At 58.3% G+C, this 15,437-nt stretch carries 12 protein-coding genes; 8 read left to right on the top strand and 4 right to left on the bottom strand.

The window, feature by feature from the left end:
- Positions 1-16: 16 nt before the first annotated feature.
- Positions 17-1,864, bottom strand: a complete 1,848-nt coding sequence (traD, locus tag A3A5_RS0129340; RefSeq protein WP_026201249.1) for a conjugative transfer system coupling protein TraD — start codon at positions 1,862-1,864, stop codon at positions 17-19.
- A gap of 4 nt (positions 1,865-1,868) precedes the next feature.
- Positions 1,869-3,062, bottom strand: coding sequence for a TraI domain-containing protein (locus A3A5_RS0129335; RefSeq protein ID WP_018314011.1), 1,194 nt, complete (start codon positions 3,060-3,062; stop codon positions 1,869-1,871).
- A gap of 1,607 nt (positions 3,063-4,669) precedes the next feature.
- On the opposite strand from A3A5_RS0129335, the gene A3A5_RS0129325 reads away from it, so the two are divergent.
- Positions 4,670-5,833 carry a replication initiation protein gene (locus A3A5_RS0129325; RefSeq protein ID WP_026201248.1) on the top strand — a complete coding sequence of 388 codons (1,164 nt, stop codon included), beginning with the start codon at positions 4,670-4,672 and terminating at the stop codon, positions 5,831-5,833.
- 755 nt (positions 5,834-6,588) lie between these two features.
- Here the strand turns inward: A3A5_RS0129325 and A3A5_RS45440 are convergent.
- Positions 6,589-6,714 (bottom strand): hypothetical protein, encoded by a 126-nt coding sequence (locus A3A5_RS45440; protein ID WP_255343548.1) that lies wholly within the window; start codon positions 6,712-6,714, stop codon positions 6,589-6,591.
- Between the two features lie 502 nt (positions 6,715-7,216).
- Here A3A5_RS45440 and A3A5_RS0129320 point away from each other — a divergent pair.
- The 7 genes from A3A5_RS0129320 to A3A5_RS0129290 all read left to right on the top strand — a co-directional run bounded on the left by A3A5_RS0129320 (position 7,217) and on the right by A3A5_RS0129290 (position 15,115).
- The gene (locus A3A5_RS0129320) at positions 7,217-7,945 is read left to right on the top strand and encodes a ParA family protein (protein WP_018314008.1); all 729 of its coding nucleotides are present in this window, start codon (positions 7,217-7,219) and stop codon (positions 7,943-7,945) included.
- A gap of 13 nt (positions 7,946-7,958) precedes the next feature.
- Positions 7,959-9,149 carry a ParB/RepB/Spo0J family partition protein gene (locus A3A5_RS39520; RefSeq protein ID WP_018314007.1) on the top strand — a complete coding sequence of 397 codons (1,191 nt, stop codon included), beginning with the start codon at positions 7,959-7,961 and terminating at the stop codon, positions 9,147-9,149.
- A gap of 50 nt (positions 9,150-9,199) precedes the next feature.
- Positions 9,200-10,375, top strand: coding sequence for a hypothetical protein (locus A3A5_RS40405; protein WP_018314006.1), 1,176 nt, complete (start codon positions 9,200-9,202; stop codon positions 10,373-10,375).
- Positions 10,376-10,458: 83 nt separating this feature from the next.
- Entirely contained in the window at positions 10,459-11,001 is a 543-nt protein-coding gene (locus tag A3A5_RS39510; RefSeq protein WP_018314005.1) for a 1-acyl-sn-glycerol-3-phosphate acyltransferase, read from the top strand.
- A 234-nt stretch (positions 11,002-11,235) separates the two neighbouring features.
- Positions 11,236-12,984 (top strand): phage integrase family protein, encoded by a 1,749-nt coding sequence (locus tag A3A5_RS39505; protein ID WP_018314004.1) that lies wholly within the window; start codon positions 11,236-11,238, stop codon positions 12,982-12,984.
- A 452-nt stretch (positions 12,985-13,436) separates the two neighbouring features.
- A complete protein-coding gene (locus A3A5_RS0129295) occupies positions 13,437-14,162 on the top strand; it encodes a type IV toxin-antitoxin system AbiEi family antitoxin domain-containing protein (protein ID WP_026201247.1) in 726 nt (241 codons plus the stop codon).
- Positions 14,159-15,115 carry a nucleotidyl transferase AbiEii/AbiGii toxin family protein gene (locus tag A3A5_RS0129290; RefSeq protein WP_018314002.1) on the top strand — a complete coding sequence of 319 codons (957 nt, stop codon included), beginning with the start codon at positions 14,159-14,161 and terminating at the stop codon, positions 15,113-15,115. The genes A3A5_RS0129295 and A3A5_RS0129290 overlap by 4 nt, the downstream gene beginning before the upstream one ends.
- Positions 15,116-15,201: 86 nt before the next feature.
- On the opposite strand, the gene A3A5_RS39500 is transcribed toward A3A5_RS0129290, so the two are convergent.
- Positions 15,202-15,437: transposase (locus tag A3A5_RS39500; protein WP_035813942.1), on the bottom strand; the 236-nt coding region annotated here is incomplete at its 5' end.

Here is a 15,437-nt window from a genome sequence, read left to right as displayed (position 1 = left end):
TCTCCTCAGCTCTGGATCAGCGGCTGATGATGGGCACTCGGCCCTTGTACAACCAACTGCCGCCGATGAAGGCGAAGTAGTTCATAGGGGGGAGACGCGTCAGGAGGTCCTCGGAAACAAGGGCAATGTCTTTGACGGTCATGCTCCGACCGCCGGAACCCGAGAAATCTGTCGGGTGGCTCGTGCTATTCCGTCCCGAATTCACGGATCGAGACTCGTCTCGGAAGCCGGTTTGTCCGAAGGATTGAGCGATCCATTTGGCGGTTTCGTAGTCTTTGAGACGAAGCGTGATTACGTTGTTCAGGTTGCCGAGCACCTGCATCGCCTTGTCTTTGCTTCCCATGCGGGCGATGAAGTCGGAAATGGTCTGCGTCGCGATATAGCACTGCATGCCGGCGCCGCCCCCCTTGTTCAGGATCTGGATCAGCTGAGCATTCAGGGCTTCGGACGCTTCGTCGACGAAGAGGTGAACGTCATTTTTTCCTTCGAAGTTGTAGATCGCGCCGCAGACCGACGCGAGGTCGGCAAGGATGATCGAGCCTATGGCGGAGCCAATCGTCGTGTTCGACAACGAATCCAGACCCACATAGAGCACCGCGCCTTCCGCGATGATCTTGCGCGTGTCCATGATGTCGCGCTCATCGAAAACGTCGGTCGGATCGGGAGAGAGCATCCGACCGACCTCTTCCGAGCCCAGCATCTCGAGCAGCGGCTCAAGCACCTGGATCATCTTGGAGTAATGCTCTTTCGAGTGCTTTACCATGGCGCACAATGCGTCGATGGTCTCGTCGAATGGAATCTCCTTGTCTTGGCAGGTCTTCGTATATAGCGAGATCCATGCGAGAAGAGGAGACGGGCTCTTAGGATCGACAAATGCCTTCGCGTCCTGCTCCCACGTCTGGCCTGCATGCGTGTGGAACCACTTCCGAAGGATCGATGCCAGTAGCTCCTCGACACCGACCTGCGCCCAGCGCTTCACGGAGCGAATAGTAGGATTTCGTCCGTCCATCAATTCGCCGCGGATGATGCCGTACAGCGTTTTCCAAGCGAAAGCTTGGAAGGATCCGTTCGCGTCGACTTGCTCAGAGATTCGAGAAGCCAGGTCGGAGATGTTGTTCCAGTTTGCGAGGATGCTCAGGCGAATCGACCGCGAGGGGTGCGCCGGATGAAAATAGTAGAAGCGCCGACCGGTCCTTGCGCACTCTGCGCGCAAACGGTCCTCGATGTCTTTGTCCCCTTTCGGATCGACGAAGATGATCGTCTTCCGCATGTGTACGAGTTGCGTGAGCAACATCTCATAGAACTTTGTCTTGCCGGCACGCGTCGTGCCAGCGACGAGGGTGTGCCCAGTCAGCGTCTCAAAGCCTGCGCCGATCTGGTGCTCATTTGGATTGATCCCATGAATCCATGGCACGCCGATCTTGCTGTCATCTACGGGCTTCCATCCCAGGGGCTTCATCGCTTCGACGAGTGGCTTCGGCAGCCAGGTCGGCAGTGGTGGTATGTTGGCCTTGCCTCGGCGCAGCAGGTGCTTGCTGATCTCCGCCTCGCGTTGATCCCATTCAAAGCCGTTGCCGATGTAGAGCTTCTTCGCATCTGACATTTGCTTGGACCGCTCCATCAATTCGGCAACTGTGATTTCTTCGACGCGGTACCCACTGAGAGAGAGGCGGAACCGGAAGAGGTCTGCGGCTTGCGCCCAGCGGCGTCCTGCAAAGGCGAAGCATGCCACCCCGAACAAGGCCCAATCAATCGGCATGGATCCAATGGCGCAACTGGCGATTAGAGCAGTTCCGCCGAGCGCCCACGCGGCTGCAGCGGGGATCTCATAAGCAGGCCGGAACATGTCGTGGTAAGTCTTCATCACTTCACCCGAAGAGGAGGCCGCGGGCGGCCTTTTGTAGGATGCAACTCTTTCTCGTCGGGGAAATTTCGACGAGGAGCTTGCTCTGGTCGAGGATGTCCAGCACCTTCGAAACCGGCAAGCCATGCTTTGCGAAGATCGAGATGGGAACCGCGATGCCCTTCTCGATTTCGTTGCAGGATTTCTTAATCTGGTCGTAGTCGTCCAGGTGTCGGATTGCTTTGAAAATGTCGAGAACAATGTCCGGATACGTTGGCGTTGAAGGAGCTTTCTTCGTATCCGGCGATCCTGGGTGTACGTCGGCGCTGGTAGAGGCGGCCGCGGTGGGTACATCGGCCTGCTCCGCCGGCGATGTCGAGGATATGTGTGCGGCGCCTTGCGTGTTATCGCTTTGCTCAGTCGGGCTTGCGGTGGGCTTTGATCCTGCGGTGGCGGTGTCCAGCCCTTCCCCGAATTTCTGTATCGCCTCTGGAGTGACGCTCTCTGGCAATGCGGTCGTCTGGTAGCGACCAGTCATTGCTCGCGTTTCGAACTCCCGGGCAGTCCGATAGGCCTGGCGCACGCATGTGGTAACAGGCGACTCACCGGTTTTGGGGTCCAACTGGTAGATTGCATCGTGCGCAAGCATGGCAACTTCTTCTGCCAAGTTTTGCCACGTGCCGATGCCCACGATGTCCGCCGACCACGCGACAGCGTTCGCCGGGCTGACCTTGAGTTCCGAAAGGCGCCACTCGATGTTAAAGGTGTTTGCGTTCTGCGCACGCACCCATCGGCTCAGGGCCGGCTCTGCGGAGAAAGGAGTCCAGGTCTTTTCTCCCGCGCGGACAATCATCCGGGCGTGCAGCGTGGCCGGTATGCCTGCCAGCGTCGAGAAGAAGACTGCGAATCGGTATTGCGGCACCAGAATTCGGCGCTTCTCGGCGCCATGTTTGCCGGTGAAGAACTGCTGGTTACCGATCTGTAGCGCGTAGTAGCTCGCCATGAGGGCGTACCGAAGAAGTCCACCGGGCTCGGAGAAGGAGACTTGCTCGAAAGGGCATTCTTGGACGTACTCCGCGACGGAATCGATCAGGGGCTGCCAGTAGTTCTCAAAGACTCCAGGCTTAGCTTCCGATGAACTTCGGATGCGTGTCAGAAGGCCTGTCTCGGCGTCAATTCTTTTGAGGAGGTCGGCTGGGGACCGTAGGAAGAAGTCCATGCTGGCATGTTAAAAACTCCCCTGTCCATGGGCGCCACGAAAAGGACAGGCGGTAGTTGGGGTAACCATCCGCCGGAACGGCCGTGATTCGTCTTGTCCTGTCAGGCTTCGACGGGATCGAAGAGATGGCGGTCTTGTTTTCGTGGCACTTTTGGATTCGTGCGCCGCAAATTCGCAGAGTCATCACAGTGCCAGGAATGGAACTTGGGCTTTAAGGGCGAGAGTATCGACTACACGAAGGTAGCGTGGCTCGGAGGGGTCTTAGGTCCGAATGGTTGTGGCTGAAGCACCTTTATTCGGAGGGTCAAAAAGGGACCTTTCTGACCTGGGGGTTCTAGGTTTCAGGATCTTTTAAAAAGGAAACAACAAGCTGTTGTTGTTTACGTTTACGTAAACAACCTTTAACTACGTATACGTACCGCAAATCCTTATGGGGTAAGGGTTTGCGGGCAGTTTGGTCATGTTTTGCGGGGCGATTGGTAAGGGTATACGGGGTGCTTGCGGCGGATACGTCATAGTTTCCGGGCAATGTCATGGTCCATGGGATTTAATCCACAGCTTTGGATAAGTGATCTATCTATCTGTTTTATAAGGATATTTTCCAGTGGTCGCAGGCCTATGGTCGTCATTTGTGGGGTGTGAAGTCATGGTTTGCGGGCTCATCCAGGAAACGGCGTGGTTGGCTGCACAGCGTCACGCTCGCATGCCGGAGAGTCTCTTGATGCGAGTGCCTACTTCCCTTGATTCTGACGTGGCCGCTTATAGGCCGATCAAGGGGATGGCCCGTAAAGACTGACCTTTGATGGGATGCTAGTTCCGCCTGGCTAAAGGTCGTGGTTTATGGGGGGCGCCGCCGCGCTGGTCCGGACGGTTCGCGCACCAGGGCCTGGGTCCCAAAAGGTCATGGTTTGCGGGCCATGGTCCTGCCGGAGAGCGGCTATGGGCAAAGATTTCGGGGCATGCCACATGCTTACCAAGGCTGGCCGGGCTGAGATGGATGGTTCGCACGGGCTGCGGGCCCTAAAGTCGTTGTTTATGGGGCTGGTTCGGTAAGATCGGTTACGCAACGAAGTCCTAAGGTCATGGTTTGTGGGGCGCAAGTCGAATACCTGCCCATAAAAGCCGACCTTTCGTTTTCGTCACATTCGCCTCGTCCCAACCGGTACGCGGTCCCGAAAGGTCGTGCTTTGTGGGGCAGCTGCCTGCGTCCAACCACTACTTTCTGCAATCTGCGCTCTAGGTTTCAAACCTGTCCGCTCTCTCAACTCGGCGTCTATGCTCGTAGGCCGGTAGGTTCTCGCACGCCCGAAAGGTCATGGTTTGCGGGGCCATTCGCCACTGAAACGTGTCCACTGTGGCTAGACAGAGAGGCGCGTTTGGACTGGCCCGGCCCGAAGGGGAGAAATAGAGGTTTTGGGGATTCGAATGTGTGCCCGAAAAACCTGACCTTTCAACGCGGGGTCGCCCTATACCGAACTGTTTTCACCTTGGTGCTTGAGGTCATGGTTTGTGGGGAGTGACCAAAGTGAGATCCGAAAGGTCATGTTCTGCCTAGTATCCAACCATGACTTTTGCATATAGAATCTCGCGAACAAATGGAGATCATCGTGACCGCCAAGAGTGCTCAAGCTCCGATTCCAAGCGAACTTCGCAAGCACGTAGCAGCGATTCATACAAGCGGCCAGCTGTCGTTCCTCGAGAGGAAAATGTTCAACGTGCTGCTGGCCAACGCATTCGACACCCTGTTGAGCAAGCGGCGACACGGAATCCCGGTGAACATTCTCTCGGAGATGATCGGGTTCAATTCCAAGAACGTCGGCGACCTAAAGGACGCGCTCACCGGTATCATGAAAAAGGTGCTGGAGTACGACTTGCTGCACGAAACTGGCGACTGGGAAGCGGCCCCTCTACTCGCGTACGCTGCCATCAAATCCGGCCAATGCCACTATGAGTTCAGTAGTTTCCTGGCGGAGCAGCTGTCGGATCCGAAGATCTATACAACGATCAACCTTCATCTTCAGAAGAAGGTGGCAGGTGCGTATGCCCTCGCGCTCTACGAGAACTGTGTTCGATTCCGGGCTGTGGGATCGACAGGATTTATCTCTGTAGAGAAGTGGCGTCGTTTGCTTGGCGCTGACGCCAGCACGTATGACGAGTTCAAGCACTTCAACGATCAGGTCATAAAGAAGTCGGTCGCCGATATCAATCGCAACATGGACATTCACCTCACGGTGGAGTATCGCCGCGAGAGTCGTCGTGTTGTCGAGATCAAGTTCTTGATTGAGGACAACATCAATGGGGTGCCTGGAGTCTTGAGTGATGACGAGGAGCGCGAGCGGATCAAGTCAACGGACGCCTTCCGAAAGCTGACTGCGCTGGGCGTGGGTGAGTCCCTTGCGGCAACATGGATTCGACAAGACCCCGAACGCGCACTGGCGGCAGCGAATTACACCGACAATAGGATGTCGCGTAAGCTCATCAAATCTAGTCCGGCCGGCTACGTCCGATCGGTTTACGAGAGCCCGTCGGAGATTCCGCTCACGCAAGATAAGCCTGCTGGACCGTCGGCAGGTGCCACGGCTCTTGAGACCTCGGCAACTCACTCCGCCATCGCGAATCTGACCGATGGCGAGCGCCGTGCTTACGTTGAGAAGTATCGGGAGGACGGGGGCTCGGTGACTACCTACAACCCGGCGACTGGGAAATTGCGCAGCGGCACGGAACGCGTAGCCTTTACTACTTGGCTGGTGAAGAAGCTTTCGCAGCAATGAACAACTTGAGGCTCGTCTTTGGGGGCAGAGCCCCGATTTGACGTCCTCCCCTGCCCTCAGCCAGCGGCTGCCGCGCCTGGCGCGGAAAGGACGGGGGATTGCTCCAGCGAGACGGTCACGTTCGATCGCGAGAATGTTCCGAGCAGCGGCGGTTAAGAAAACCGGCCCCTAGTGCGCCAGTTTGTCAACCGAGCAACTTGATATATCTTGCACCTAGCAATTTTCCGAGTTGCATCGAAGCTCGCCTCGCCTCGCCTCGCCTCGCCTCCCCTGCCCTGCCCTGCCCTGCCCTCCCCTGCCCTATTCCTTCCCTTCCCCTTCGGTTTGTTGAACGTCGCGCCGTTGGCCGAGACGGCGTTCCGCGGGGGAGTTTGGCCAAACAAATTCCCACTTAGATAGTCAGCGGTTTTGTAGCCCACCTCGCACCCCGACCTTTGTTTGAGCAAAGTATCGGAATTCTTTCCCCCTTTCGACTTTGTTTGAGCAAAGATTGGGCGCAAGCCCTTTTTTGGCCGTCTACCACTTTGTTCAAACAAAGAACCATCGAGGGCTACGGCATCTCCATCACTCACAGGACGATCCACGCCGCCGTTCCGCCAGCCGCCGGGACGATTCCATCGGCTCGCCCAGTTTGTTCAAACAAAGCCAGAGCACCGCCGACGAAGGACTTCCGACTTTGTTTGAACAAAGAACCTGCAAGCTCGCTCTCGTGCGAACGGGCTAGACAACCTGGTTTGTTCAAACAAACCGCGTCTTCAGATACCAGAGCGCCAGTGCGAAAATGCAGCGCGATTTTTGGCTTGCGCAAACAGATCGCTCGGGTTGCACGCGGCGGGAACCGAATTGGCGACTGAGTGCGCCAGCCGGTCAATGGTCGCCATGATCTTCGTATGTTGAGTCGATGGCCCTTCGAGTTGCAGCTCCTCGTAACTCCCGATGTTCACGATCCACGATTCGAAGGGAAGGGCGCGGTTTGTTTGAGCAAAGAATGGTCACCTGGAGCCTTTGATGGGGCGTCGCACTTTGTTCGGGCAAAGATTTGTAGAGGGCTGAGGCATGTCCCAATCTGAAGGGAGGCCTTTCCGTGCGGAGGTTGGTGTTATCGACTTGCTGGCGCCGCTACGGGGTCGGCCCGTCTAGCAGCCCGCCATAGGAGTTCTTGCGCAAGATTTGCTTGGACAACTTGTTGCGTAACGACAAATCCCCTCGCAAACTCACTAAGCGCCTTGCAACGCACTGAGTTGCTGACTATCATGGTTAGCAATTTGCCACCTTGAATATTTAATCTTGTTGTGGTGGTTTGGTCGTCAGGCGATCCCTGACGGAGTGGGGTCGACAGTTTGTTTGAGCAAACTTTTTCCGACCATTCATACGAGGGACCGGATGAATACAAAAGCAGAGAAGGACGGGGCGACCCAAGACGACGAAGCGAAGATCATCTTCGTGACCAACCAGAAGGGTGGCAGCGGAAAGACCGTTACGGCAATGAATCTTGCCGCCGGCTTACACAAATTCGGCGCACGGGTAATTGCCGTTGATATTGACCCGCAGAACATGATTGTCAGCTGGTTCAACAACGGTCAAGACATCCCCTTTCCCTACAGCAATCTTGCTGCAGCCGTTGACAATGCGCCGAGGGAAATTGAGAAGCTCATGTCCTCGTATGACTTCATCATCATCGACGGGCGCCCGCAGATCGACAAAAAGGTTACGCAGATGCTGATGATTAGTGACCTGGTCGTGATTCCTCTGCGTCCAAATACGATGGACTTCAACGCGACGAAAGTGCTGGTCGATCAAATCCGCGCTGTGCAAGAAGAGGACAACCCCGACCTCAAGTTCGCTTACCTCCTAAACCAGGTCGCAGACGAGCGCCGGATGCTATATACGCTTTGTCGGGATGAAATCCAGGAAAAAGGCTATCCGCTGTTCAAAACCAACATTCGGATGCGGGAGTGCTATCCCCAGGCGTATGCCATTGGTGCTACCGCGTATGCGTCTCATCGCGCCTTTCGCCCAGCCGCGACGGAAGTCAGTGAATTGACTGAAGAGGTCGTGAACCTGCTCGGCGTTGGCGACCGTTATCGCTTGTCCAAAAAACCTAAGGCCTGAAGGAGGGTAGGGTATGTCCAATAATCCGCTCAAGGCTAGGATGCGTGCGTCTTTGCAGAAAGATGTTCAGTCGGAGCAGCCTGAACCTGTAAGCGCTATCGAGGCACCGCTTCGCAACCGCAACCGATTCCGCCTTGCTGAAGAACTTGACGGGGCGGCCCAGCCCACCTTGCCCCAGCCACGGCTGACCCTCGCGCCGGCAGCATTGGCCCCAGCGCCTCTTCCTGAGGATACGGAGTGGAGTGAGGAGTATCGCAGCTGGTGTCTGTTTAACAACTATCAACCCGGCTCGACGATTGAGGTGGGACTGAGTCAAGTCAAAGAGTCACCGTTCAATCCGCGGCACTTCTATCTGGCTCGTCGGCTTGAGGATCTCATCCCGAGCATTGCTGAACAGGGACAGCAGCAGCCCATTCACGTCGTGCCCGACTACGATCGCCCTGGCGAGTTCTTCCTTCACGACGGCGGCCGTCGTGTCCGTGCATTGCGATTCCTCAAACACGCCAAGGCTCGCGCGATGGTCGTCGATGTTCCGATTGGCATCCAGAGCTACAAACTCGGTTACGAACTCAACACGCGGCGCGAAAATCAGACACCGTTCGACAATGCAGTGAAGTGGACGTACCTGCTCCAGAATGGGCACTTCGCAAGCCAGAAGGAGCTCGCCGAGACACTCGGCCAGGACGAATCCATCGTGTCTCAAACTCTGACGATCGGTAAATTGCCCGAGGAAATCATGGTTGAGATGCTGTCCAATCAAGATCGGTTTCCGGTTCGCGTCGCCTATGAAGTCAGTAAGTTTCACCAGGACAACGAGGGGAGTCTGGAGAAGACCCTCGACCTTGTGGAGCGAATCGTTCGCCTTGATATGAAGGTGCGGCAAGTCATCGAGTTTCGATCCAGGTTCAACGCTACGCGCCGCGGAGAGTCACACGCACCTCGCGCGGCTCGACAGCGATCGGCTTCGTCATCTGCCCCTGTCGCTTCATCCTTGCAGCCGGCCGCGCCGCAAGCTCGCGAGGCCGCTACGGCGCAAGATGCGGGCTCGGAGGTCGAGGAGTACCGTTCTTCGAACGGAAGCATCTGCGCCATGCTCTCTAAGCGGGCAGACGGCATTGTCCTCGACATCCAGGGCGCGGATGGCGAAGAACTTTCGGCGGTCGTTCAGTCGCTGCGTCATCTCCTGACCAGCATGGTTCGCTGACGAAGAGCGGCCCGGGTCAGCCACGGGCTGCGCAAGAGCATGCTACTTCTATGGCAAAACAGGTTATTCAAATGCAGTCCGCTTTCACCCCAATGAGCGGCCGCTTCGTCAGCATTTGCCTCGGCATTGCGGCAACCCTGACCTCTCTGTTCATCACAGTTATTGCCAGCGAGGAACGAGGCACGACTTGGCCCGAGAAGGCTGTCTGGGTGGCCACGGGCGTCGTGATCCTCCTGGCCGCACATCTACTGCCAGCCCTGACAAAGGGTGCGCGCGGCGCCGTGAAGGTCTTGGTGCTGCCGATTTGGATCGGGGCGATTCTTGCCACCACGTACACCCACGCAACCTTCTTTCTGAATGCCCAGGGCAGGGTAGGGGAGCAACGTGCTTCAGCTGTCGCTGCGGTCCCGACAGTGCCCGTTTTCACGGCGGCGCCTAGCGCGCGCAATCGGACTCAAATTGCTGCTGATGTGGCCACCACGGTGCGAAATATGGCGCTTCTTGATGCCCGTCGATGTGACGCCGATTGTGCCTCGGTGGCTGCACGGCGCAAAGCGCTGTCGGCGCGGCTGGACGCGCTTAGGATCGAAGATGCTGAGGCAGTTCGAAACGAGAAGGCCGCCGACGCCCATGCGGCTGCCGTCGACCGTCGCCAGAAGGCTCAGGATGATGCGCGAGTCGACCCATTCGTGGCTGGTGTGGCGAGCTTCGTGCGTCTTGGGTCTGACCAGGTCAGCTTGCTAATGGCGATCGTACTGGGCTTGCTCGTTGACGCTATAGCTGTTGTTTCATGGGCATCTGTAATGCAGCCGCCCTCGAAGCCGAAATCATACAGCGAGGTAGAAAACCCGCCTGAGGCCATTGCCGCAGTGCCCCTTTCCCAAACGAGCGGGGTGTTTGCCGCGTCCGCCGCCGCAGGGCGTGTAGCCGCAAACGAGCCTGCTTTGCACAAGGAACTCGTCGTACCGATTGAGCCGCAGGCGGAGCTTGCCATTGAACCACTGGCGGAGGCAGCTGCGCCGGCAGAGGAAGGTGAGGCATTCGTGAACTTGGCAGATCTCGCCGCCGCGATCCGGGCGGGCAGGGCAAAAACTACTCTGACGTCAATTCGCGCGTATCTCGGATGCGCGGACAGTGCAGCAATGGCTCTTCGACGTCGTTTGGCCGAGGACCACCCAGATCTGTTCCGGCCGCTGCCCGCCTTGAATGATCTTCGCGCTAGTTAATATACAGAGGGCCGCGCATTAACTTCGACCACGCGCCTGACGGCGCGTGTCAGCCTCCAATGTGTGGGCGTAGGATACCTATAATGCACATTCGTCGCCTCCAATCAGGTTTTCGCTACGTGTTGCGCCCGGTCCTGCTGCGCATATTTCGGGTGCGCGTGACATACAAGGCGTCGACGAAAGCCGTACTCAGTTCGGGCGAGCCGTGCATTCTCGTTTGCAATCACGTTTCCCTGCTGGATGGGGTCATCGTTGCCCTGGCGTCCCCCGTACCGCTCGCATTCGCGGTTGATACGGAGTATTCGCGTGGGGCAGGGGCCGCGGCTCGCTTCCTCAAGACCTTGGCATGGCTCGGCTTTGGAAAGGTTATTTCGATCGACGCGACAGCGCCATTCGGCATACGAACCCTTCTGACTGAACTGAAGCAAGGCGGTCGCGTGATGGTTTTTCCCGAAGGGTGTATTTCAGAATCGGGGCAGCGAGGAGTCGACCAGCCGGGTGTGAAGTGGCTTGCTGATCGTTCAGGAATTGCCGTGGCGGAACTCGAAATTCGAGGCGCTGAGCACAGCCGCCTATTCGCGAAAAGAGGTTCGGCTATTTGGCCACAAATCAGGTTGTTCTTCTAAACGCGACTATCGGAGCGTTGGGGCATCCAGCTCCTATGTACTTGATTCTACGAGATTTTACTTTTGCCGAATTCTGTCCGGGCGATTTTGTGGTAAAAAACCGCATGCCGATAACTTCGCGTGCAGTCGCCCGTCTCACCTACCTAGAGTTGTGGCTCAGCCGGCGAATCTCGTCGAGTCAGCGGTCAGTTCCAGTGTAGACGGCAACCGCGGGCTAGGAATAGGAGAGATCAATTGCAACCGAGCCGCGCTCATCTCGCCGCGCTACGCGCCTGGCTTCAAGGCGTACCGCTAGATGCAATCGGGGGCCGCTGGCTCGCAACGGATGCCGACTCCATCCCCGAGCCTCGGGAGACGCTGGCCACCCTGCACACGATTCGTGATGCGCTGGTAGCCCGTGCACGGGTACACGGCCGCGAGGATCTGGCCATCGCCGTCGGCCAGCCGGGCCGCTCCGGCGTCGCCATGGACAGTGCAGTAGATGCGGTGCGTCAGCTTGAGGGCCTCGGTACGCAGGCACCGCAACCAAAGCATGGCGTGCACCTGTGGCTGGCCGCGCCGCTCGCGCGTCGCCTTCAGGCGGCGGGTATCGACACGCTGGCCGACTTGGTGGCGCTTGCCAATGCGCGCGGGCGCAGCTGGTGGCGCCGCGTGCCGCGGGTGGGTCCGCTCGCAGCCTCGCGTCTCGTCACGTTTTTGGACGCCCATAGGAAGGCGCTGGGCCCGTTGGGTGCCCACGTCACCGGTGCTCCTTCGCCGATGACGACCGGTTCCCAGGCGCTGCAGCTGGACGCGGGAGCACCACTGCCGTTCGAGGCGATGCGGCTGCCGGACGCCCTCGACGGCAGGGCAGGCGCGAACCGTGCGGCGCTCGCGCGGTGCATGATCCGGGCTCGCGACGATCACGAGGCGATCAGTAGTTGGCTGTCCCAGTGGCCGGAGGCATCCACCACACGCCGCGCCTACCGCAAGGAGGCTGAGCGATTTCTGGCATGGGTGATCCTTGAGCGCGGGAAGGCGTTTGCCGACGCGATCGCCGACGACTGCCTCGCGTATCGAACGTTCCTGGCCGATCCGCAACCGGCCGCGCGTTGGCGCGGACCGCAGGTGCCTCGCGTGGTTACCGTGGCCGGGACAGTGTTCCACAACCCGGCGTGGCGGCCGTTCACGGGGCTGTTGAGCCCGCGCAGCGCTGCCTATTCTGAGACTGTGCTTGCGGGCCTGTTCGCCTGGCTCGTCGCGCAGGGCTATCTTGACAGCAATCCGTGGGAGGGCATGCTGCGCACGAGGCGGGTTGCCGACGCAATCGACGTCGATCGCGCGGTGTCGTCAAAGGTTTGGCTGGCGCTCGCTGCCTGGCTCGACGAGCGTGCTCAGGCTCCCGGTGAGGAAGGCAGCCGCATGCGCCTGTTTCGTGCGGCATTGGTGCTACTGCGCGACACAGGATTGCGCGTAGCCGAGGCGGCCGCCGCCGACCGCGCGGACATGCGGGCACTGGCAGGGGCGGGGGAGGGCAGCCGGCCGGGCCTCTGGGGTGAGCTACGCATAGTTGGCAAGGGTGGCAAGGTGCGGCTCGTGCCGATCAGCTTGCGCACGCACGCTGCGCTTGCCTCGCACTGGGCCGATCGCGGACTGGACGCGCAGACATTGGGGCCGGCTCCGTTGCTCGCTCCCCTGACTGAGACGACCACACCGCGCGCGCGCGCCAAGGCCGTGGCCGGGCGAGGGGGCTACAGCGATCGCGGACTGCGCTCTCTGGTCGAACGCGCGGCCGATCTTTTCCGTGACCATCTCGCGCGGCACGAGCCTGCGCTGCTCCCGCAGAGCCAGGCGCTCAACCCTCACGCGTTTCGGCACGCATTCGGGACGCAGGCGACTGCGGACGGCGTACAGCTCGATGAGCTGCAGGCCTGCATGGGACACGCGACGATGGCGACCACGGCACTGTACAAGAAGGGCCGGCGGGCGCCGACAGTTGGCTGAAATCGGCAAGTTGGCGTTGGGTGGTCCTAGGCTGCTGTAAGGCCGGCGATGACTCGCGGAAGGCCCAGCGCCTCAGCTGCCAACTCGACAGTATGTCGTCGTCAAGGATCTACGTTCGCTACGCCCCTTCCTCCGTCAAACTGGCAGAAGCGGCGAGATGCGGCGAATAAGCACCTTTAGTTGCGAATCGATTTTTGGTGCATAAACCTACAATTCCCGTGGGGAAACTGCGCCCAAAAAGAACAAACTCGCGGCATGACGTGCCCTAAGGAGCACTATGCTCTAGGGGCAGAAACTGGCCGATCGGTTCTTCCAGTAACGCAACGGCCGCCCCTCGGTCGTCCCCACCTGATCTGTCTGGGAAGAGGGTTCCAGAAGCCTAATGTATTTTAGGTGCTGAAATATACAACTGAGCGAGGGTTATTACACTCAAAATCGCATAGAATTGAGGGATGCGTAACAAACCACTTCACAATTTGCTAGCCCAGGCGCCCCGTGGCCAGCCTATGGACACGGAGATGCTCCGCGAAATGGGCGTGTCTGAGCGATCCCTTAGCCACATGGTCAGCGAGGCATGGCTAGAGCAACTTGGAAGGAGCGCGTATCTCCTCCGGGGCGACACCCCGACCCTGGAAGGAATCCTGGCGTACTTGAGCCGGCGGATAAAGGGGCTGCACGTCGGCGGGAAAACTGCACTGGATTGGCAGGGAGTCAGGCACAACATCGCCTTTCGCGAGAGGGTCGTCCTCTGGGGACAGGTCCCATACAGATTCCCCGAATGGGTCGACAAGCATCTCTTGTACACGTATCAGAGAACGGATCTATTCGACGACTCATTCCCCTACGGTGAAGGCCTCAAGGCATTGCCGAACAGGAATCCTTCTGTTCTCGTGTCCGTGCCCGAACGCGCCTTCCTGGAGCTTGTCAGCGATGTAGGCAAGGGCCAAACCCTCGAGGAAGTTGAGAACATCATCGTCATGATGCGGAGCCTTCGTCCTCCGATCCTGCGCACCTTCCTGAGCCATTGCACACGGTTGAAGGTGCTCAAGCTGGTGAAGACTCTGGGAGAAGACAGCGGCTTCGCCTGGGGACAGAACCTGCAAGAGCATGTCCAACTGCGCGTGGAAGCAAAGCAAGCGGCAAAGAAACTGAAAGCAGCATCACCCCAGAGCCCATGAATAACAACTACCTCGACACCGTCCGCCTACTCATCGATATCGCACCTCCCGTCTTTGACACCGACAAGTTCGCAATGAAGGGGGGCACTGCGATCAATCTGTTCCTCCAGGACTTGCCCCCCTTGTCAGTCGACATTGACGTCGTGTTCACCGATCACACGATGCAGCGCGACGAGGCCCTCCAGAGCATCAGCAACGAACTCGCTCGTTCTAAAGCGGCGATCGAGAAGATGGGATACGAAGCGAATTTCACCAAGGTAGGCGCTAAGGGCAAAATCAAAGGGGATGACGTCAAGCTGACCGCGATCTCCGCTGAGTCGGCCGTAAAGGTCGAAGTCAACTATGTGTTTCGGGGCACCCTTCTGCGCCCCGATATGCTCGAGCTGGTTCCAAAGGCGCAGGGCCTTTTCAACAAGTCCATCTCGGTCCCGGTTCTCCAGAAGGCAGAGCTATATGGAAGCAAGCTGGTCGCAGCCTTGGATCGTCAGCACTCTCGAGACATCTTTGATGTCCTGCACTGCTATGAGATGTTTGGCCTCCGAGGCGACTTCGTCGATTGCTTTGTGGGCTACCTCGCAGGACACAATCGGCCAACCCACGAAGTACTCTTCCCCCGGCAGAAGGACCTTGCGGAAAGCTATGGCGAATTCGTCGGGATGACGACCGAAGAGGTGAGCATCGGCAGCCTCATCGCCGTTCAAGAACGGCTGCATAAAGAGTTGCCTGCGGCTCTGACGCAAGCACACAGGGATTTCCTCATCTCCTTTGTGCGAGCCGAGCCTGACTGGTCACTGATGCCGGCCTTTCCTCACCTCAAGGACATGCCCGCCATTCGCTGGAAGCTTCATAACCTCACGAAGCTGCGAGACGATAAAGACGCGCGTTTCGCCGAGCAAGAGAAGCTGCTTCGTGAACGCTTCGTTTCGCTCGATGCGGCAACAACGGCGTCATGATGACGGAGCGCACCCTCCTTTGCGGATTGACGATCCGACGCAGGGCGTCGCCAGGAATGATCGAGGATGGAAGGAAAAGGGGTTCGTCAGGAAAAAGTGTGGGTTGACGAAGGCTCAGGAAGATTGCCAAGTGCATGATATAGCGCGATTTCCGTCGCCCTGAAGGTTCGGAATCCGTACGATTTTCTCATGGTGACTTTGGCCTTGTTGTTCAGGCCCTCGACGACGCCGCTGGAGAACTGCTTGCGGGCACGGAAGTAGTTGAGGATCAGCTCACGGTGGGCACGCACGGTGCGGGCGAACTTCTTCATCGGCTCGATGC

The sequence above is a fragment of the Cupriavidus sp. UYPR2.512 genome (assembly GCF_000379565.1).
Classification (GTDB): Bacteria; Pseudomonadota; Gammaproteobacteria; order Burkholderiales; family Burkholderiaceae; genus Cupriavidus.
This window is presented reverse-complemented; position numbering and strand designations above follow the sequence as displayed.

Bases quoted from the DNA above. Each gene is read 5' to 3' on its own strand.
- A3A5_RS0129320 (WP_018314008.1), top strand. From the start codon at position 7,217: ATGAATACAAAAGCAGAGAAGGACGGGGCGACCCAAGACGACGAAGCG.
- A3A5_RS0129295 (WP_026201247.1), top strand. From the start codon at position 13,437: ATGCGTAACAAACCACTTCACAATTTGCTAGCCCAGGCGCCCCGTGGC.
- A3A5_RS39510 (WP_018314005.1), top strand. From the start codon at position 10,459: ATGCACATTCGTCGCCTCCAATCAGGTTTTCGCTACGTGTTGCGCCCG.
- A3A5_RS45440 (WP_255343548.1), bottom strand. From the start codon at position 6,714: ATGGCGACCATTGACCGGCTGGCGCACTCAGTCGCCAATTCGGTTCCC.
- traD (WP_026201249.1), bottom strand. From the start codon at position 1,864: ATGAAGACTTACCACGACATGTTCCGGCCTGCTTATGAGATCCCCGCT.
- A3A5_RS40405 (WP_018314006.1), top strand. From the start codon at position 9,200: ATGGCAAAACAGGTTATTCAAATGCAGTCCGCTTTCACCCCAATGAGC.
- A3A5_RS0129335 (WP_018314011.1), bottom strand. From the start codon at position 3,062: ATGGACTTCTTCCTACGGTCCCCAGCCGACCTCCTCAAAAGAATTGAC.
- A3A5_RS39520 (WP_018314007.1), top strand. From the start codon at position 7,959: ATGTCCAATAATCCGCTCAAGGCTAGGATGCGTGCGTCTTTGCAGAAA.
- A3A5_RS0129290 (WP_018314002.1), top strand. From the start codon at position 14,159: ATGAATAACAACTACCTCGACACCGTCCGCCTACTCATCGATATCGCA.